The sequence below is a fragment of the Sphingomonas sp. BL-S-29 genome (genome assembly GCF_055521495.1).
Genome location: NZ_CM145482.1, coordinates 1,956,174 through 1,973,356, shown reverse-complemented (window position 1 = coordinate 1,973,356; position 17,183 = coordinate 1,956,174). Strand labels below are relative to the sequence as shown.

Annotated in this window: 15 protein-coding genes and 1 tRNA gene; 5 read left to right on the top strand and 11 right to left on the bottom strand. The window is 65.1% G+C overall.

What is annotated here, in order from left to right; genetic code table 11:
* Nucleotides 1-82: 82 nt before the first annotated feature.
* Together ACZ1I2_RS09465 and ACZ1I2_RS09460 are read right to left on the bottom strand one after the other, a co-directional pair.
* On the bottom strand, nt 83-793 hold the full coding sequence (locus ACZ1I2_RS09465) for a DUF6058 family natural product biosynthesis protein (protein ID WP_465174293.1): 711 nt from the start codon (nt 791-793) through the stop codon (nt 83-85).
* 126 nt (nt 794-919) lie between these two features.
* On the bottom strand, nt 920-1,975 hold the full coding sequence (locus tag ACZ1I2_RS09460; RefSeq protein ID WP_465174294.1) for a DUF2171 domain-containing protein: 1,056 nt from the start codon (nt 1,973-1,975) through the stop codon (nt 920-922).
* Between the two features lie 245 nt (nt 1,976-2,220).
* Between ACZ1I2_RS09460 and ACZ1I2_RS09455 the strand changes: the two genes are divergently transcribed.
* Nucleotides 2,221-2,296: transfer RNA gene (locus ACZ1I2_RS09455), tRNA-Ala, on the top strand.
* Between the two features lie 90 nt (nt 2,297-2,386).
* The gene (locus tag ACZ1I2_RS09450; protein ID WP_465177163.1) at nt 2,387-2,464 is read left to right on the top strand and encodes a DUF6538 domain-containing protein; all 78 of its coding nucleotides are present in this window, start codon (nt 2,387-2,389) and stop codon (nt 2,462-2,464) included.
* Between the two features lie 273 nt (nt 2,465-2,737).
* Here the strand turns inward: ACZ1I2_RS09450 and ACZ1I2_RS09445 are convergent, their stop codons facing one another.
* From ACZ1I2_RS09445 to ACZ1I2_RS09435, 3 genes are all read right to left on the bottom strand, one after another.
* Complete coding sequence (locus ACZ1I2_RS09445) at nt 2,738-3,034, bottom strand: hypothetical protein (RefSeq protein ID WP_465181625.1); 297 nt, start codon at nt 3,032-3,034, stop codon at nt 2,738-2,740.
* Between the two features lie 35 nt (nt 3,035-3,069).
* On the bottom strand, nt 3,070-4,104 hold the full coding sequence (locus tag ACZ1I2_RS09440; protein WP_465174296.1) for a hypothetical protein: 1,035 nt from the start codon (nt 4,102-4,104) through the stop codon (nt 3,070-3,072).
* A 150-nt stretch (nt 4,105-4,254) separates the two neighbouring features.
* Nucleotides 4,255-7,671: an acyl-[ACP]--phospholipid O-acyltransferase gene (locus tag ACZ1I2_RS09435; RefSeq protein ID WP_465174297.1), complete on the bottom strand. Its 3,417-nt coding sequence runs from the start codon at nt 7,669-7,671 to the stop codon at nt 4,255-4,257.
* 188 nt (nt 7,672-7,859) lie between these two features.
* Here ACZ1I2_RS09435 and ACZ1I2_RS09430 point away from each other — a divergent pair, with 188 nt between their 5' ends.
* Nucleotides 7,860-8,456, top strand: coding sequence for a TetR/AcrR family transcriptional regulator (locus ACZ1I2_RS09430; protein WP_465174298.1), 597 nt, complete (start codon nt 7,860-7,862; stop codon nt 8,454-8,456).
* Nucleotides 8,457-8,640: 184 nt separating this feature from the next.
* On the opposite strand, the gene ACZ1I2_RS09425 is transcribed toward ACZ1I2_RS09430, so the two are convergent.
* The 3 genes from ACZ1I2_RS09425 to ACZ1I2_RS09415 form a co-directional block, all read right to left on the bottom strand.
* Complete coding sequence (locus ACZ1I2_RS09425; RefSeq protein ID WP_465174299.1) at nt 8,641-10,884, bottom strand: transferrin receptor-like dimerization domain-containing protein; 2,244 nt, start codon at nt 10,882-10,884, stop codon at nt 8,641-8,643.
* A 272-nt stretch (nt 10,885-11,156) separates the two neighbouring features.
* A complete protein-coding gene (locus ACZ1I2_RS09420) occupies nt 11,157-12,404 on the bottom strand; it encodes a mandelate racemase/muconate lactonizing enzyme family protein (RefSeq protein ID WP_465174300.1) in 1,248 nt (415 codons plus the stop codon).
* 26 nt (nt 12,405-12,430) lie between these two features.
* Nucleotides 12,431-13,426 (bottom strand): RraA family protein, encoded by a 996-nt coding sequence (locus ACZ1I2_RS09415; RefSeq protein ID WP_465174301.1) that lies wholly within the window; start codon nt 13,424-13,426, stop codon nt 12,431-12,433.
* Between the two features lie 159 nt (nt 13,427-13,585).
* On the opposite strand from ACZ1I2_RS09415, the gene ACZ1I2_RS09410 reads away from it, so the two are divergent.
* Together ACZ1I2_RS09410 and ACZ1I2_RS09405 are read left to right on the top strand one after the other, a co-directional pair.
* Nucleotides 13,586-14,338, top strand: coding sequence for an NUDIX hydrolase (locus ACZ1I2_RS09410; protein ID WP_465174302.1), 753 nt, complete (start codon nt 13,586-13,588; stop codon nt 14,336-14,338).
* Between the two features lie 13 nt (nt 14,339-14,351).
* A complete protein-coding gene (locus ACZ1I2_RS09405) occupies nt 14,352-15,074 on the top strand; it encodes an extensin-like domain-containing protein (protein WP_465174303.1) in 723 nt (240 codons plus the stop codon).
* A 41-nt stretch (nt 15,075-15,115) separates the two neighbouring features.
* Here the strand turns inward: ACZ1I2_RS09405 and ACZ1I2_RS09400 are convergent, their stop codons facing one another.
* The 3 genes from ACZ1I2_RS09400 to ACZ1I2_RS09390 form a co-directional block, all read right to left on the bottom strand.
* Nucleotides 15,116-15,655: a hypothetical protein gene (locus ACZ1I2_RS09400; RefSeq protein ID WP_465169951.1), complete on the bottom strand. Its 540-nt coding sequence runs from the start codon at nt 15,653-15,655 to the stop codon at nt 15,116-15,118.
* A 269-nt stretch (nt 15,656-15,924) separates the two neighbouring features.
* Nucleotides 15,925-16,233: a hypothetical protein gene (locus ACZ1I2_RS09395; protein WP_465169952.1), complete on the bottom strand. Its 309-nt coding sequence runs from the start codon at nt 16,231-16,233 to the stop codon at nt 15,925-15,927.
* A gap of 88 nt (nt 16,234-16,321) precedes the next feature.
* Complete coding sequence (locus ACZ1I2_RS09390; protein ID WP_465169953.1) at nt 16,322-17,104, bottom strand: transglutaminase-like domain-containing protein; 783 nt, start codon at nt 17,102-17,104, stop codon at nt 16,322-16,324.
* Between the last annotated feature and the right edge of the window lie 79 nt (nt 17,105-17,183).

Sequence of the window (17,183 nt, the reverse complement as noted above, 5' to 3'; positions counted from 1 at the left end):
GCATGTCCCATATCTTCATCCGTCCCTTCACGGCATTTTTCACATAATATCCATATAAATCAAATACTTATATAACAATCAATCAAGCGCCGCGCGACTCCCCCTCAGCTTCGTAGGGAAGCTCGACGCCCAGCCCCAGCTGCGCGAGCGGCGCGTCGATGGCCCTGCCGGGCGTTCCCCCGTCGCGCTGCCAAGGGGCAAAGGGCAGCACCAGGCTCTCCAGCCGTTCGACCAGGTCGAACAGCGCCGCGGCGTCGAGATGGTATCCCGGCGCCTGATCCAGATGCAGGCGGATGCGCTTCGCCAGCGACTCCTTGCGCACGCAGCTTTCACCGGAGAAGCGGCGCAGGCAGACGGCATAGCCGCCGTCAATCCAGTTTTCCCATTCAGCCGCGGCGCAGCGCACCGCGGCACCAGAGTCGAGGCGTTCATTCGGGAAGGCCGCGGGAAAGGCGACGAGCGCAAGGGGTTCATCGGCCAGGGCACGGACAAAAGCCTCGATGAAACAGGCCCGGTTCCGCGCCGCCGCGTCCTCCACGGACAGTCCCTGCTTCAGGCCAAGCATCGCCCGTCGACCCCACCACAAGGCGGCCGGAGCATACCAGGTCGTGCCGGCAGGAGGCTCCGTCGCGCCAAGCGCGCTCCACCAGACGCCGTCATGCTCCGCATAGATCGCGCCCGGCATCGCACGGGCCTCGATGAGCCGCTCGACCCGTCCGGGCGTGGCGCCGATCCGGCGATGGAATAGCGCGGGCGTCATGAACCAGCGCTCGACATAGGTTAGATGCGTCATGCGTCCGCTTTGCCACCGGGTCCGCTGACATGCTTCGGAAACGGCCGAAGGGTGGCGACAACATCACGCAAACCAAACCCCTCCCCCCTTGCGGGGAGAGGGGCCAGGAGTGACATCGGCCGCGACTCAGTACGTGCCCGAGAAGCTCCGGTTGAGGATGTGCGGACCCTTGTCGCTATCCTCGTTGCGATCCCCGGCTTGCTCGTCCCCGAAGAACGCGCCGCTGCGTTCCTCGTCGCGCCAATGCGCCTTGGCGTCCTCGGCGGTCTTGCGGATCGTCACCTTGTCGTCGACCGACTCGATCCAGCGCGACGGGATCGAATGGTGCCGGCCGCCGGCGTCGGTATCGCCCTTGGTGAGCAGGATGCGGTCGCCCCGCACCTTGTCGACCGTGCCGACATGCTCGCCATCCGATCCGAGCACTTCCATATGCTCGGTGACCTTGGCCAACGACCCGCGCTGGGTCTGGCGCTCGGTCCGCCAGCTGCCGAACTCGTTCTCGAACTTCGAGCGGTTCTCGCGGCGATATTCGTCATAGTCGCGGTCGAGCGCATCGATCTGCGAGCGGCGCCAGCTGTGATAGTCCCCGTCTTGATGGTGGCTGTCGCGCGCATAGGGACTGTCCCAGCGTCCGCCGCCCTGGCGGCCGTCATAGCGCGAATCCATCTCGCGGCGACGCTCGGCTTCCTCGTCGCCGAACCAGGAACGGACCTCGTCCCCGGCGCGGCTGAAGAAGTCGCGGTCCTGATAGTCATACCCCTCGGGCCGGCCGCGATCGCGATGCGCACCATAGGAGGCTCGCCCGTCGTCGCGGTCGCCGCTTTCCGTGAAACGGCGGCCGTCAGAGCCATGGCTGCCGCGATACTCGCCCTGGAACCCGGCGTCGCGACGCCGCTGGTTCACACTGCGCTGGTCGCGCTGGCCATAGGCCGAATTGCCATATTCGCGGGGCCCGTAATCGCGCGATCCGTAGTTCTGCTGGCCATAATCCGGCTGCCCATAGCCGCGCTGGCCATATTCCCGACCCCGGCCGCGACCGAACTCTCCGGCCGCCTGATATTCGCGGGCACTGGAATAGGTATAATCCTGCCCGGACCCATAGTCGCGGGTATAGTCACCCTCGCCGCGATCCGAATAATCGGCCTGCGGGTTGGTGTTACGGAGATAGCGTCCATTATCCATGACGGCGTCCTTCCTTCGACTCTGCGGTGGCGGCGAGCGCATTGGCGCGCCCGCTCGACCACTCAGGAAAGGATCGAAAGCCGTGTTTGTTCCGATAGTTACGCCGCCGTAGCGATATCCCGCCGCGCCTCGGGGACGGTTGGACAAAGCGAAAGTTGGAGAGGCCGGGGCGACCCGGTTGCATCGCCCGAAAAGGCTCGCTAAACGCGCGCTTCCGGCCCGAAAGATGGGCGCGGAGCGGGTGCGGGGCTGTAGCTCAGATGGGAGAGCGCTGCAATCGCACTGCAGAGGTCAGGGGTTCGATTCCCCTCAGCTCCACCAGCGCCCGCACGTCGTTGAAAACGCGCTAGATAGCTGGAAAACCTAGGCTTTTTACAGGCGGCTGTTACATTTGTAACAGGAACGAAAGCCATGTGTACCTATCTCGCGAAGCGCGGTTCTACCTACTATTTCAGGCGCGTGATTCCCGCCGATCTCAGAGGGCCTTGAAAGGCCGGACTGAGTTCATGTGGTCACTACAAACCAGGACCGCGAGCAGGCCAAGCGCCTTATCCCAGGGCAAACCGCAAAACTGGCTGAACGATGACGCTCGTACTTGGGCGTAGACTTGCGTGGGAGGCTGGGGTGCACCTCGGCCTCTCCGCGCTATTGGCCTGTCCTAGCTCCGACTGCCGGGAAGCTAAGGGCGTGGCCCGATCGATTCATGGACGAGATTCCCCGATACAAGGATATTGTCAGTGCGTATATTGTAGCGGACCAACATCAGAGACCACCGAATAAGCGGGAAACTCTCCATACGATCGATCTAACCCACTTGTGTTTAGCGGGGACTACAAAATCGGACACTGCGGCATCTCTTCCGCCCGCTTCGAACTCAATCCAGTCGTCATCGTGTTCGGCGTCCAGTTCAATCTCTGCGTTCACAGGCAGCCGCCCGTCGTCCAGCCATCTTTCAAACGGGTTGAACATGGTATGGCTGTCTGGTGGATCGCTCGATGATCGCCAACCTTGAAGCTTGTTCATTTCCTGTACCGAGCGTCGTCCGCTCAGCACTTCCATCACCAACCGACTGCTTAGCCGAACCTTCGATCCACTCATCCGCCCCCCCCCCCATGATGACCCCATCCATAGCCCGGCTCTCGCGCGCGATGCGCGGCGTTTGTGGCTGAGCGTTTCGGTTGTCCGATCCCTTCCGCCATGGCTTGGAAAATGGCCTCTACGTCTGCCGCTGCGGCCAAGTTCAACTGAGTTTGAAGCATGTAGGCCATCTTCCTTTCGGTGGCGTTATGCGGCCAGCTAGAGTGCTTCTCATCGACCCCAACAATGAGAACGAAATCGATGGATGAGTTCTGGCGCAGAAACTCGGTAGCAATCTGACGAGATGTGAATGCATGATGGTCGTGTACGCCGCGCGATACCGAGCGGCTCGCGCCATCACATACGATTACCCCAGTAAGGCTAGAACTGGTGCGGAGCTGTCTCTTCTTTCTTTCCAGAGCGTTGTACAGAGGATTTCGAGTTAACGTTTCCGCCATGTCGTATGAGGCGTGAGAAACCGAGGTGTACTTACTGCTTGTTATCTTGATCCTCACGCTCACGCCCGGTTCGTCAATCGCTACCGACAGGGGCTCACCGGATTTTATCTTTGCCTTGAGCGCCGGTTCGATCCTCTCCCTGACAAATCGATGGATGTCCTTCTGAGGAGGTAGCAACAGAGTAGTGCGCGGCCCCTTGTTGGTTTTAGTTAGCTCCGATCCAACCTCTAGATTGAGCCCGCCGATAGGCAGACCGAGCCGAAGTTTGCAGGCTTCAATTTCGTCCTTGAGGCGGTCCACGGGATTAGCCTTAGCGAGCCCGCTATCTGAAATCGTGGTGATGTCGGCGGTGAAGGCCACAGAGTTGCGCTTCGCGAACGCAATGTCGGGAGTGCGCCCGGATGGAAGTTCCTTCTCATAGTTCAAGCGCCCCAGCGATGAGAGAGCGTGGAGGATCACCACCTCCCACATAGCGGGCAGGCGCGCCTCATTCGGAGTGTTCAGTTTAGCGACGAGGGTAACGAGCGCCTTATGGGAGAGATGGCGGCTGAGCCCATTAATGCAGTCCTGAATATATCGTCGGGTGAAGATCATCGACTGATGATATAGTGGTTGCTAGCAATGCCAAAACTATTACATTCGGGCATGCTAATCGTAACAGGGGCTAGAATAAGTCTTTTTGTTCCAATGGTTGCAGCAGGGCAGTTCGATTCTCCTCAGCGCCCGCCCATGTGATGCCAGCGATCAACCCGCCGCCATCTCCTCCATCGTCACATAATCGAGCTTGCCGGTGCCGAGCACGGGCAGCGCCTCCACCACCCGTATCTCGCGCGGGAGAGCGAGCTCGGCCACGCCGTTCGCCTTGCCCCAGGCGAGCAGATCGGCGGGCTTCGCGCCGGCGTGGGTGGTGAACAGCACGAGTTGCTCGCCCTTCTTCGGGTCCGGCCGGGTGACCACGGCGTGCTCGGCGTCGGGCCAGGTTGCCGCGGCATAACCCTCGACCGCGGGCAGCGAGACCATTTCGCCGCCGATCTTGGCGAAACGCCTGGCGCGGCCGCGGATGGTGACGAAACCGCCCCCAATTCCATCATTGGCGTCGATGGTGACGATGTCGCCGGTGTCGTGCCAGCCGCCCGCCGGGGGCTGGAGCTGGCCGGGCGCGTCGACCTTGAGATAGCCCGCCATGATGTTCGGACCGCGGATCGACAACCGGCCGCCTTCCGCGATGCCGGGCACATCCTCCAGTTTTGCTTCTATGCCGGGCAGCAGCCGGCCGACGCTGCCGCTGCGGAAATACATCGGCGTGTTGACCGCGATCACTGGCCCGGCCTCGGTCGCGCCATAGCCTTCGAGGATGCGCAGGCCGAACTTGTCGGCATAGGCACGCCGCGTCTCGTCGCGCACGCGTTCGGCCCCGGCGAAGATGTAGCGCAGCGAATAGAAATCATAGCTGTGCGCCATGCGCGCATAGCCGGCGAGGAAGGTGTCGGTGCCGAACAGGATCGTCGCATTGGCATCATAGGCCAGCGCGGGCACGATCCGGTAATGCAGCGGGCTCGGATAGAGCAAGGTCTTGATGCCGCTGAGGATCGGCAGCAGCGTGCCGCCGGTCAGGCCGAAGCTGTGGAACACCGGCAGGGCGTTCAGCACCAGGTCGCTCTGGTTGAAGTCGATCCGCGCCGACAGCTGCAGGCAGTTGGCGAGCAGGTTGCGGTGAGTCAGCACCACGCCCTTGGGCAGCCCCTCCGATCCGCTGGTGAACAGGATCACCGCGCCGCTGCCGGGCGAAACGCCGCGGCGGCGATGCAGCCGCCCGGCAAAGCGCGTGGCGAGCAGCGCGCGCAGCTTCGCGCCGCCGCCGATCCCGGCGGCGATATCCTCGAGATAGGCGACCCTGATGCCGTCCGCCGCCAGCCCTTCGGCCACTGCCTCGAGCTTGGCCTGGGCGACGAAGGCGCGGGCCGTGACGATGGTGCGGATCTCCGCCGCGACGCACGCTGCTTTGAGGTTGGCCAGGCCCGCCGTGTAGTTGAGCATCGCCGGGACGCGCCCGATCGCCTGGAGCGCGAAGAAGGTCGCGACCACACTTGACACATTGGGCAGCAGCACGCCGACCGCCTCGCCTTGTTTCGTGCCGCGCTCGAACGCGCGGCCCAGCGCCAGGCTCCCGGTGATCAGGCGCTTGTAGGTCAGCGGATCGCGCTTGATGTCCTCGACCACCGCGGTCCTGCCGCCGTGAATGTCCTTCGCGTCGAGCAGCGCCTGGAACAGGGTCCGGTCGATGTCGGAGGTGGCGAAGATCATCTCGCTCATCACGTCGTAGAGCTGCCGCCCCGCGATGGCGCGGCGGGCGCGGGCGCTCATCTGGCCCTCGATGACGAAGCGGCGCGGCGGCAGGATGGTCAGGCTGATCTGCGGAAAGGTCCGCTGGCGCACCTTGCCCTTGAGATAGGAGAAAGGGGTGAACTGCGCACCGTCGATGCGCACCGGCACGATCGGCGCGTCGGCCTTGTCGGCGACCATGCCGGGGCCGTCGAAGATCTTCATCAGCGCGCCGGTGACGGTGATGCGCCCTTCCGGGAAGATCACCAGCGTGTTGCCGCCCCGCACCGCCTTGACCATCGACTTGGCCGACATCGGGTTGGTCGGATCGACCGGAAAGGCGCGGAACAGCTTGAGCGCGGGCTGGATCCACCACAGCTTCACCACCTGGCTGTTGACCGCGAACACCGGCTTGCCGGGCAGGAACACCGCGAGCAGCAGCCCGTCCAGCCAGGACACGTGATTGACCACCACCACCGCGCGCTCGCCCGGCTGCGGCATGTTCTCGGCGCCGTGCACTTCGATGCGGTAGATCAGCCGGAGGATCGTGCGCAGCACCGCCTTGATTACCGTTTCCGGCAGCAGCCAGCAGGAGATGAGCGCGATCGCCAGGGTGGAAAAGCCGAGCGCGCCGATCACGCCGGGAATGCTCGCGCCCTGTGCCTGGATGAACAGGACGACCGCGACCACCGCGACCATGATCGCCGCGTTGACGATATTGTTGGCGGCGATGATGCGCGACCGCTCCTCGGGCGCCGTCGCCGTCTGCAGGATCGCGTAGAGCGGCACGACGAACATGCCGCCCGCCGCCGAGATGCCGACCAGATCGACCAGCACGCGCCAGTTGCCCGGGTTCCGCGCGAATTCCCAGGACGTCACCGGCGTACCCGGGATCGGATAATGACGCGTCGCCAGCCACAGGTCGATCATGAACGCGGCCATCGCCAGCGCCGAAGCCGGAACGAACTTCGCCGACACCACGCCCTTGAGCAGCCGGTTGACCAGAGTCGAGCCGAGCGCGATCGAGACCGAGAAGATGATGAGGAACAGCGTCACCACGCCCTGAGTGCCGCCCAGCGCGCCGGAGACGAGCGGCAGGAAATTGGTGACGAGGATCGCCCCGACCGCGAAGAACCAGCTGATCCCGAGAATGCAGAGCCACACCCCTTCGCCCTGGTGCGCCGATTTCAGGATCTGCCAGGTGCTGCGGAACGGGTTGCGGTCGATCCTCAGGTTCGGTGCGGCCGGCGGCGCGGGCGGAATCGCCCAGCTCGCCGCGAAACCAACGCCGGCAAGCGCCGTCGCCGCCACGCCGCATTCCCAGGCGGGCAGCACGCCGGTCACCGCGAGCAGCTGACCGCCCAGAATGGCGAGGAAGGTGCCACCCTCGATCAGCCCGGTGCCGCCGACGATCTCGTTATGCTGCAAATGCTGGGGCAGGACCGAATATTTGACCGGCCCGAAAAAGGTCGAGTGCATGCCCATCATGAACAGCGCGGCCATCAGCGCCGGCACCGACTGGAACCAGAAGCCGGCCAGCCCCAGCCCCATGATGAGCACCTCCGCCCCCTTGATGATGCGGACCAGCCGGGCCTTGTCCCAGGCGTCGGCGATCTGCCCGGCCATCGCCGAGAAGAGGAAATAGGGCAGGATGAACAGGCCGGTCGCAATGTTGCCGAGCAGGGCGACATGGTTCGGGTCCTGCGGGAACAGCGTGTAGGTCGCGAGGCTGAGCATCGCGAACTTCAGGACATTGTCGTTGAACGCCCCGAGGAACTGGACGACGAACATCGGCGCGAAGCGACGTTTCGCGAGCAACGAGAAATCGGGTGCCGACATATGCTGTGCCTCTCCCAGCGGGCGGGCATCATGGCGGACCGGGGCCTCATCACCAAGGCGTACCTTCACCGCGTCCGAACCCGACAACATCCCGGCGATTCGCCGGACGACGCTCCAATGCGACAAAATTGATCACTGTTCAATAAATAAATTAGACAGTGTTCAGTTTTAACCCTATTTCCCTCCTCATGGGACGGAGATCGGATCATTCGCGCGAACAGCTCGAGGCATTGATCCTCGCCGAGGGCCATGCGCTGATGGCCGAAAGGGGCTATGCCGATTTCTCGGCACGCGAGGTGGCGAAGCGGATCGGCTATTCGATCGGCACGATCTACAATGTGTTCGGCAGCCTCGATGCGTTGCTGCTGGCGATCAACAGCCGGACCTTCACCCTGTGGGCCGCCTGGCTTCGCGAAAAGCTGGCGGCGGCGGGCGACGACCGGATCGCGGCGCTGGTCGCGGGCTATTTCGACTTCGCCGAGCGCAATCCCAACCTGTGGGTCGCGATCTACGCTCATCGCCGGCCGCCGGGTACCGAGATGCCCGAAAGCTACCGCCGGCTGCGCAGCGGCCTGACCGGCATCGTCGAGACCGAGATCGCGCTGCTACTGCCCGAAGAGCGGCGCGACAGGGCCGCCGCCCTCGCCCGCTCGCTGGTCGCCCTGGTCCATGGGCATTGCGAGTTCGCGCTCAATGGCACCTTCGCGCTCCTCGGCGAGACCGATCCGCAAGGCGCCGCGCTGGCGCGGGTGCGGGACGTGCTGACGGTGGCGGGTCGGACCTGATCAAGCCGAACCATAATTCCGGACGTGTTCCGGCATGATGGTTGATCCGATCGCGGACTTCTTCTTTCCGTTCATTTCGAGCGCAGTCGAGAAACCATCCGCCCGCCAGGCTCAAGGTGTCTCGACTTCGCTCGACACGAACGGAGAGGGTATCTCACCCGGGTGAAATCCCTCTCCGTTACTTCTACTTCCCCTCGATCGTCGCCTTCGCCGCCTCGAGCCGTGCGGCATAGGCCTCGAGCACCCTGGCGGTGCGCCCGGCATAGACATTCGCGTCGTCGAAGCGGCGCTCCTCGATCGCTTCGCGCACGCCGGGCAGCGTCTTCGCGCCATAGCCGGTGAAGCGGCCGGGCGCATAGATCAGGTGCTTGTACCAGCTCCGTCCCGGCAGGCCGCGGTCGTCGAGCAGCAGCTGATCGATGTCGCGAAGCTGCGCATTGAGTTTCACGCGCCGGGCTGGATCGAGCTTCGCGCCCTTGTCGGCATAGGCGCTGTCATAGGCAGCGGCCGCCGCCTTGAGATGGTCGACCGCATCCTCGAGCGCCGCGAGTTCGATGTGCGGCGTGCTCGCCTCCACGGGCACCGGGGCCACCGGCCTGGTCGGGTCGCTCGCCAGGAGGAAAGCCTTGTCGGTCAGCAGCTTCTCGCGCTTGCGATCCTCGGTGCGGCGGTCCTCGGCGAGCTTCTTCACTTCGCCGAGATAGGTCGAGACCGTATCCGCAAAATCGCCGAAGCGCTGCGGCGGCGTGTCGGCATCGGCGACGCGCAGGACCAGCCGCCCGACCGTCTTCGACAGTGCCGCGCCATATTTCAGGCCGGGATCGTCGAAGGTCGTGAAGTGATGATAGCTGTCATAGACCGAATGGTAGACGCCGCCGCTCTCGTCCTCGCCGCCGAACCCGATGTTCAGCGCCGGCAGGCCGAGATGCTGCAGATAGGCGGAATAGTCCGACCCCGATCCCAGCGCGCCGATCGGCAGGTCCCCGCCCTTCTCCGCCGCCGCCAGCGCGGCTTCGCTGACCTGGCCGGTCTTGTCATAGGCGCGCACCCGCACCGCGGCCCGCGCGCGTTCCGCGACGCTGACGCCGGTCTGCGGATCGGTCACGTCGGCCGCGACCGAGCTGACCAGGTGCTGGAAATCATGGCTGCCTTCGGCGCCGAGGAAGCCGCGTCCGTTGCCGTCGGTGTTGATATAGATGACCGCCTTGGCCTTGAGCTCGGCGGCATGAGTCTCGGCCCATTCGGTCGAGCCGAGCAGCATCGGCTCCTCGGCATCCCAGCTGGCATAGACGATCGTGCGTTTTGGCCGCCAGCCCTGCTTCCACAGCCCGCCCAGCGCCTTGGCCTCGGACAGCATGGCGACGTTGCCCGACAGCGGATCGGAGGCGCCGAACACCCAGCCGTCATGATGATTGCCGCGGATCACCCATTGATCGGGATAGTCGGACCCTTTCAGCTTCGCGATCACGTCATAGACGGTCTTGAGCGACCATTCCGACTTGACCGCGAGATGCACCTTCACCGCGCCGTCGCCGCCGGTGTGATAGGCGAGCGGCAGGCCGCCCTGCCAGCCGTTCGGCGCATTGGGACCGCCCAGGCGCGACAGCAGCTTGCCCGCATCGCCATACGACATGGGCAGGACCGGGATCTTGAGGATCGTCGCCGCATCCTTGCGGTCGAGCCGCTTGGCATCCGCCGTGGCGCCCACTCCCGGCGTGAGGGGATCGCCGGGATAGACGGTCATGTCGGCCACCGACCCACGCTGCACGCCGAAATCGGGCCGGGCGCCGCCCTTGGGGTAGGTGTCGCCATCCCCATAGCCATCCTGCTGCGGGTCGGAATAGATGATGCAGCCGATCGCGCCATGTTCCTGCGCCAGCTTGGGCTTCAGCCCGCGCCAGCCGGCGCCGTAGCGCGCGATGACGATCTTGCCCTTCACGTCCACGCCGCGCCGTTCCAGCGCCTTGTAATCGTCGGGCAGGCCGTAATTCACATAGACCAGGTCGCCCGTGACATCGCCATCGCCCTGGAACGCGACATAGGGCGGCAGCGCCCCGGCGAGGTTGGCCGAGGTGTCGTCGCCCGGAACCGCCGGTTCCTGGCCGCCGAGTATGATCTTCTCCGGCGCGACCATTTCCACGGTGGTCGAGATCGGCGTCGGGTAGAGCACCTGGAAGGTCTCGATCTTCGCGTCCCAGCCCCATTCCCTGAACTTCGCCAGGATGAACTCGGCATTGGCCTTGTCGTGCGGGGAGCCGACATGGTTGGGCGCGGAGGACATGGTCTTCAGCCAGTCGAGCTGGTCCTGCGAGCTGACGCCGGCATCGAACGCCGCCTCATTCGCCTTCTGGTCGAGCGGCGCGGCGAGGCCGGCCTGCGCCAGCACCAGGGCGCACGCGCCCGCCATCAGAAATCCGAGCTTCGCCATGTCCGTGAATCCCCCTGCGACCTGTGTGGGTGCAGCATGCGCCACTCGCGGGCGGGAGCGCAATCGGGCGCAGTGGGCGGTTCGATGCTTTTTAAGGCGCGGCGGCGAGTGCCTTCTTACGCCCCTCCCTGGAAGGGAGGGGTTGGGGGTGGGTGCGCGCGTCTGCGCGCCAAAAGAATCAGGTCGCCAAGCTCCGAAGCGCCGATCGGGGCATCGAGCCCCGCTCGCCGCTGACCCACCCCTGCCCCCTCCCTTTCAGGGAGGGGAAATCTTCACAGCGGTTTGAACTCCGGATCCGTCCGGGCGCGCAGCACCTCGTCGTTGACCGAAATCCCGATCCCCGGCTCGGTCGATACCGGCAGATAGCCGTCGACCAGCGCGACCGGGTCACACAGCTCGGTATAGGCCTTGTTCTCGTAATAGGTGAATTCCTGGATCAGGAAGTTCGGGATGGTAGTGCACACCTGCGCGAACGCCATGGTCGCGAAGGGCGAGGCCACGCCGTGCGGCGCCACGGGGATGTTGTACGTCTCCGCCATCGCCGCGATCTTGCGCGTTTCCGCGAGGCCGCCGGCCTTGGCCATGTCCGGCTGGATGATGCTGAGCGCCTGCTTTTCCAGATAGGGCCGGAAGCCGTAGCGCCCATAGACATTCTCGCCCGCCGCGAGCGGTACGCGGACATTGTCGCGGATACGAACCATCGCATCGACATTGTCGCTCGGCACCGGCTCCTCGACGAAGAAGGGCCGGAATTTCTCGAGCAAATTGCAGATCTGGATGCCGGTCTCGACGTCGTAGCGCGCGTGCAGTTCCACCCCGATATCGTAATCGGGCCCAAGCGCGTCGCGGAAACCGCCGACGAACTTCTCGACATCGCTGAGCTGCGCGGTGGTGAGATGCTGGCCCCAGAGCCGGTCCGGGTTCAGCCCCTTGCCGACCAGCCAAGCATCGGGCGTGTAGTCAGTGCCGATCTTCAGCGCCCGCACCCTGGTCGCGGCAACGATACGCTTCGCATCGGCCGGGTCGTTGGCATGGAGATAGACCGGAATGCGTTCGCGCAGGCGCCCGCCCATCAGCTGGCTGATCGGCACGCCCAGCGCCTTGCCCGCCAGATCCCACAGCGCCATCTCGACGCCGCTCATCGCCGCATAATAGGGCCCACCGGTGCCGCGGATGAACAGAGGCGACGGCGCGCCGGCGAAATTGCCGCGCCGCCAGCCCCACAGATCGTTCATGATCGCTTCGATCGCCAGCGGATCGCGGCCGGTGAGCAGCGGGTTGAAGTTGTTATTGATGATATATTCGGCGCCGACCGTGTCGAGGAATTCGCCGGTGCCGGTCAGCCCTTCCTCGGTATAGATGCGGACAAACCGGCTGTTGAACCCGTTCTTGAGCCGCACCGCGCGGATCTCCCTGATCTTCAGCCTGGGTGGGCGCGTCGCCGCCCCGGCATTCGCCGCGAGCAGGAAGGTCCCGTAAAGCGCGGCCGCCTGGCCGAGCATCGTCCGTCGATTGATCATGGCTTTATCCGCGCGGGAGGAAAGGCTCAGCCTTCGTAAGGGATGCCCTTGGCCTTGTTGTTCAGCATCTCCTGGATGACTTCCTTCTTGACCGGGAGATTGTCCTGATTGGCCTTGAGCCAGGCGGTGAAATCCGCCTCGATCGGCTCGCTCCACTTCGCGTCGATCTGGCCCGCGGTATATTTTCCCTCGGCCAGGCGCTTGTGGCCGAACTCGTCGCGCAGGCGCGTGATCTCGGATTGCTTGACCACCCGCTCGGCGAGCTGGGGCGGGATGAACACCACGCCGCCGTCCCGGCCGAGCACCACATCGCCCGGCATCACCGTCGCCATGCCGATCCGGGTCGGACCGTTGATGCCGACCATGGTCGAGTTGAGCCGCGCCCCCGTCGCCATCGCGCCGAAATGGTGCGACGGATCATAGGAGCGCACGAACGACGTGAAGTTGGGCAGTTCCTTCAGCCCTTCGATATCGCGCACCGCGCCGTCATAAACGATGCCGTTGCCGCTGCGCGCGTAGATCGCGTTGCCAACATTGTCGCCGATCGACGGACCGTCCTTCTTCAGGCCGAAATGATCCGCGACATAGACGTCGCCCTTTTGCAGCATGTCGACCGGCCAGGCGTTCATCGCGCCCTTGCGCGCATCCTGCTTGCCCTGTGCTTCGATCACTTTCTGGATGTCGGGGCGGCCGGGCATCCACTGTGCAGTGAGCGCGCGGCCGACCAGCACCTTGTCCGGGAAGATCGACAGCCAGCCATCCTCATATTCGTAATTATAGCCGGCGCCGCGCAACGTCGCCCAGGCCTCTTCCAGGGTCACCGACTTCATCCGCTCGATGATGTCGTCCGACACCCTGGGCCGCCCGTCGGGGAAGCGCTCGCCGGTCCATTCGGGGGTGTAGGAGATCACCTGCTCGCGGGAGAAGAAGCCATCCCGGGCGAAAGCGGGCGTGGCCGCGGCGACAATCAGGCAGCTGGCAAGGATGCCGCTACGGGCGGCGAACAACAGGCGCGATCGCATCTCTCTCTCCCCTTTTCGTTTCGCGCGCCCCTTCCCGCGGAGTCGTCGCAACGCCTTCCTAGAACGAGACGAGTGGGGTGCCAATCATATTGTATATGATATCGACAGCAGGTTGAGCCCGGGAATGACAATAGAAGTCCCTCGGCCTACACCCGGACGATGTCCGAAACGCCGCAGCCCATTCCCGCCGCCACGCTCGTCCTGTTCCGCGAAGGGCCCGGCGCGCCCGAGCTGCTGATGGTCGAGCGATCCAAGGCGATGGTGTTCGCCGGCGGCGCGCTGGTGTTCCCGGGTGGCCGGGTCGATCCGGGCGACCATGCCCTCGCCCTGACCTTTCTCGGCGAGCCCGAGGATATCGCGGCCCGCATCGCCGCGATCCGCGAGACCATCGAGGAAGTCGGCGTGCCGATCGGGCTGAACCCGGTGCCGGACGGCGCGACACTGTCGGCCCTGCGCGCCGCGCTGCACTCCGGCATCTCGCTTGGCGAGGCGCTGCGTGACGCCGGCCTCGCGCTCGATCCGGCGCTGATCCCCTTCGCGCGCTGGCTGCCGGCGCATGCGCATATGCGGATCTTCGACACGCGCTTCTATCTCGCGCGCATGCCCGAGGGCGTGTCCGAGCCGGTGGTCGACGACACCGAGAATGTCCGCGTCTTCTGGGCGACCGCGCAGCGCGTGCTCGACGATGCCGATGCCGGGCGCGTGCGGATCATCTTCCCCACGCGCCGCAACCTCGAACGGCTCGCGCGCTTCGCCAGCTTCGAGGAGGCGGCCGCCGATGCGGCGCGCTATCCGATCCGCCCGGTCACGCCCTGGACCGACGATATCGACGGCGTGCCGCACCTGCGCATTCCCGACGATCTGGGCTATCCCGTCACCTTCGAGCCGATCACGAGCGCGATGCGAGGCTGAGGGAGCGCGGCTGATGCTGGCAGTGCGAAGGTTGGTCGCCGGCATGACGATCGCCGCGATCGTGCTGACAGTCGGGCTGTTGCTGTTCGCGGCGGTGCGCGGCCGGCCGCAGGACCTGCCCTGGACGCCGCTCGATCTCGGCCAGCCGGTCGGGATGATGACCGGGCGCAAGCTCGCCGGGCTGACGGACGATTTTCCGCATTGCCGGGCGCTGCTCGACAAGGCGGGGGTGCGTTACACAGTGCTCGCGCCGGTGAAATACGGCACCTGCAGCTATGCCGATGGCGTGCGTTTCGCGCCCGGCGGATCGCGCCGGACGCTTTATGCGCCCGCCGATCTCGGCACGTCCTGCCCGGTCGCGGCGGCGCTGTCGGTATGGGAATGGAATGTCGTGCAACCCGCGGCGCGGCGGCTGCTGGGAAGCCCGGTCGCCTCGATCGAGCATTTCGGCAGCTATAATTGCCGCCGCATCGGCGGCAGCAACAGCTGGAGCGAGCACGCCACCGCCGACGCGATCGACATCGCCGGCTTCCGCCTGGCGAGCGGCAAGCGCGTCACGGTGGCGGCGGACTGGAAGGGCGACGGGCCCGAAGCGACCTTCCTGCACGAAGTGCGCAACGGTGCCTGCCGGCTGTTCTCGACCACCCTGTCGCCGGACTATAATGCGGCACACCGTGACCATCTTCATCTCGACCAGGCCGAGCGGGGGGAGTTCGGCTGGCGGGCGTGCAGATAGGAAAGAACCCCTCCCCCGAGGGAGGGGCTTTTTGGCGGATCTCAGTGTGGCAGCGCGGCTGCCTCGACCTTCTCCACCCATTTGGGGAAGAAGGCAGGCTGGCGGTTCGACCAGCCCGATGCGGTCGCGGCCGCTTCGCTGATCGACTGGAGCAATTTGCGCCGCAGATCGGGATGCAGATGCGGCAATGCCGCCGCCGAGCAGAAGGCCGCGGGCAGCCAGGGCCGCACCTCGGCGCCGATCAGCCGCTCATAGAGGAAACGATAGGCGGAAAAGGTCGTGAGGCGCCCCTGCCCCAGATCGAATGCCGTCACCGTCATCAGCGGCGCCAGGAACGGCTCGACCGCATCCAGGCCGCTGTCATCGGGGATCATCACCCGAATGTCGGGGAGACGGGCATAAAGGCGCGCCTGGGCGCGGATGCTGGCGGCTTCCACGACATCGCGCGACCAGCGGCTCATCGCATCGTCGCGGTCGAGGCCAATGTCGAGCGAGCGCCGGATATAGCGCTGCGTCGAGGAACTGAAGCTCGCAAATTCCTTCATTTCGGCCAGCGTCATCGCGCCATTCGCCGGTTTCATCTTTGCACTCATATCGTCACCCCACCCCGCAAATGTGGAACCGGTGCCGATGATGCGCCAGGTTAGTTGGCAGCTCCCTTAACGCGCCGTCGTCCGGCATTAAGCATCGAATCATAGTTTCTGCTGCGATGCAACAAAGGTTGCGACGAACGGTGCGTCGCACGACGAAAACGGCTGTGGAGTGCGCTAGTTAAGCAACATAAACAACGCCACCCCAGCCCGCGGGGCGGACGGGGGCGGCAAGATTCCATTCCGGCAATCCGTGCGGATCAGCCCGCCTTTTCTTCCTTCAGCCGCGCCTCTTCGGCCGCGTCATAGCCGGAGGATGCCGGCGGCTCATGGCTGTGCACGGGCTGAGTCGAGGATGGCGGGTCGGACGCGTCCATCGATTCGTCCAGCGCTGCGTCGAGCCGCGCTTCCTTGCTCTCGGGATTGCGCTCGAGGCGCGCGGCGATCGACGCATCCTGGCCCGCTTCCTGGCGCGGATGATGAATCGCCTGATTCTCCTCGGGATGGCCCGGCGCCACGTCCTGGCTGTCAGGCGTCTTCTGATCGATTATCTTCTGGTCCTCGGTCATCGCCACTCTCCTGGGCTGTTACGAGGGGAGAACGAACGACTCCGCAGATGCGTTCCTGCGCATGAGACCCAAAGACGCCGGAATCGGTTCAGCCGTCGATCCGGCGGACTGTGACGCGCTGTTCGTTCATCGTGGTCCGGCCGAACACCGTCATGAAGGCGATATCGGTCGCATCGCGCCCCACCGCCACCCGGGCGAGATCGCCGCAGGAGGCCATGCCGGTCGCGTCGACCAGATGCCACGCCCCGTCCAGCCACAGTTCCGCAACCGCATGGAAATCGGGCGGATCGACCCCGGGCGCATAGGCCGAGACGCAGCGCGCCGGAATGCCGCCGGCGCGGGCGAGCGTCACGAGGAGATGCGCATAGTCCCGGCATACGCCGCGGCGATCGGCAAAGGTCATCAGCGCGGTGGTCACGCCACTGCTCGCGCCCGAGGCATAGGTCAGGTTGGTGCGCACCCAGTCGCGCATCGCGGCGGCGAGTTTCCCGCCCTCGAGCCCGCCGAACTGCTGCTCGACAAAGCCCTCGAACGAGTCGGATTCGCAATAGCGGCTGGGCAGCAGATAGGCGACGGTCTCGGCCGGCAGCATCCTGGCCGCCGTCGGCGCCAGCGATGCGAGATCGATCGCCGATCGCTCGATCGCGACCACCGCCTTATATTCCACGCGGAAATTGCCCTGGCCGCGCGCCCAGGTCCGCTGGCCGATCCCTTCCTCGCCCGGCACCGCGCGCAGCGGCTCGGGGCAATAGACGCGCAGGTCCTGCTGCTCGAGCCGCTGGTCCGCCATCGCCGCCGCCTCGACCAGCAACAGCACATCGGCGGCGTCTTCGATCCAGTAATCGAGCATCACGTCGATCGCGAGGCGCATGGCGGTCCTTTGCGGGAGGTAAAACAAAAGGCCCGGCAGGTTTCCCCGCCGGGCCTCTCGCCTGAGCGTTCAAGCCCCG

Coding starts and splice junctions, on each gene's coding strand:
- ACZ1I2_RS09400 (WP_465169951.1), bottom strand. CDS start 15,655: ATGAAACCGGCGAATGGCGCGATGACGCTGGCCGAAATGAAGGAATTT.
- ACZ1I2_RS09450 (WP_465177163.1), top strand. CDS start 2,387: ATGTGTACCTATCTCGCGAAGCGCGGTTCTACCTACTATTTCAGGCGC.
- ACZ1I2_RS09405 (WP_465174303.1), top strand. CDS start 14,352: ATGCTGGCAGTGCGAAGGTTGGTCGCCGGCATGACGATCGCCGCGATC.
- ACZ1I2_RS09410 (WP_465174302.1), top strand. CDS start 13,586: ATGTCCGAAACGCCGCAGCCCATTCCCGCCGCCACGCTCGTCCTGTTC.
- ACZ1I2_RS09435 (WP_465174297.1), bottom strand. CDS start 7,671: ATGTCGGCACCCGATTTCTCGTTGCTCGCGAAACGTCGCTTCGCGCCG.
- ACZ1I2_RS09440 (WP_465174296.1), bottom strand. CDS start 4,104: ATGATCTTCACCCGACGATATATTCAGGACTGCATTAATGGGCTCAGC.
- ACZ1I2_RS09430 (WP_465174298.1), top strand. CDS start 7,860: ATGGGACGGAGATCGGATCATTCGCGCGAACAGCTCGAGGCATTGATC.
- ACZ1I2_RS09425 (WP_465174299.1), bottom strand. CDS start 10,884: ATGGCGAAGCTCGGATTTCTGATGGCGGGCGCGTGCGCCCTGGTGCTG.
- ACZ1I2_RS09460 (WP_465174294.1), bottom strand. CDS start 1,975: ATGGATAATGGACGCTATCTCCGTAACACCAACCCGCAGGCCGATTAT.
- ACZ1I2_RS09390 (WP_465169953.1), bottom strand. CDS start 17,104: ATGCGCCTCGCGATCGACGTGATGCTCGATTACTGGATCGAAGACGCC.
- ACZ1I2_RS09395 (WP_465169952.1), bottom strand. CDS start 16,233: ATGACCGAGGACCAGAAGATAATCGATCAGAAGACGCCTGACAGCCAG.
- ACZ1I2_RS09465 (WP_465174293.1), bottom strand. CDS start 793: ATGACGCATCTAACCTATGTCGAGCGCTGGTTCATGACGCCCGCGCTA.
- ACZ1I2_RS09415 (WP_465174301.1), bottom strand. CDS start 13,426: ATGCGATCGCGCCTGTTGTTCGCCGCCCGTAGCGGCATCCTTGCCAGC.
- ACZ1I2_RS09420 (WP_465174300.1), bottom strand. CDS start 12,404: ATGATCAATCGACGGACGATGCTCGGCCAGGCGGCCGCGCTTTACGGG.
- ACZ1I2_RS09445 (WP_465181625.1), bottom strand. CDS start 3,034: ATGGAAGTGCTGAGCGGACGACGCTCGGTACAGGAAATGAACAAGCTT.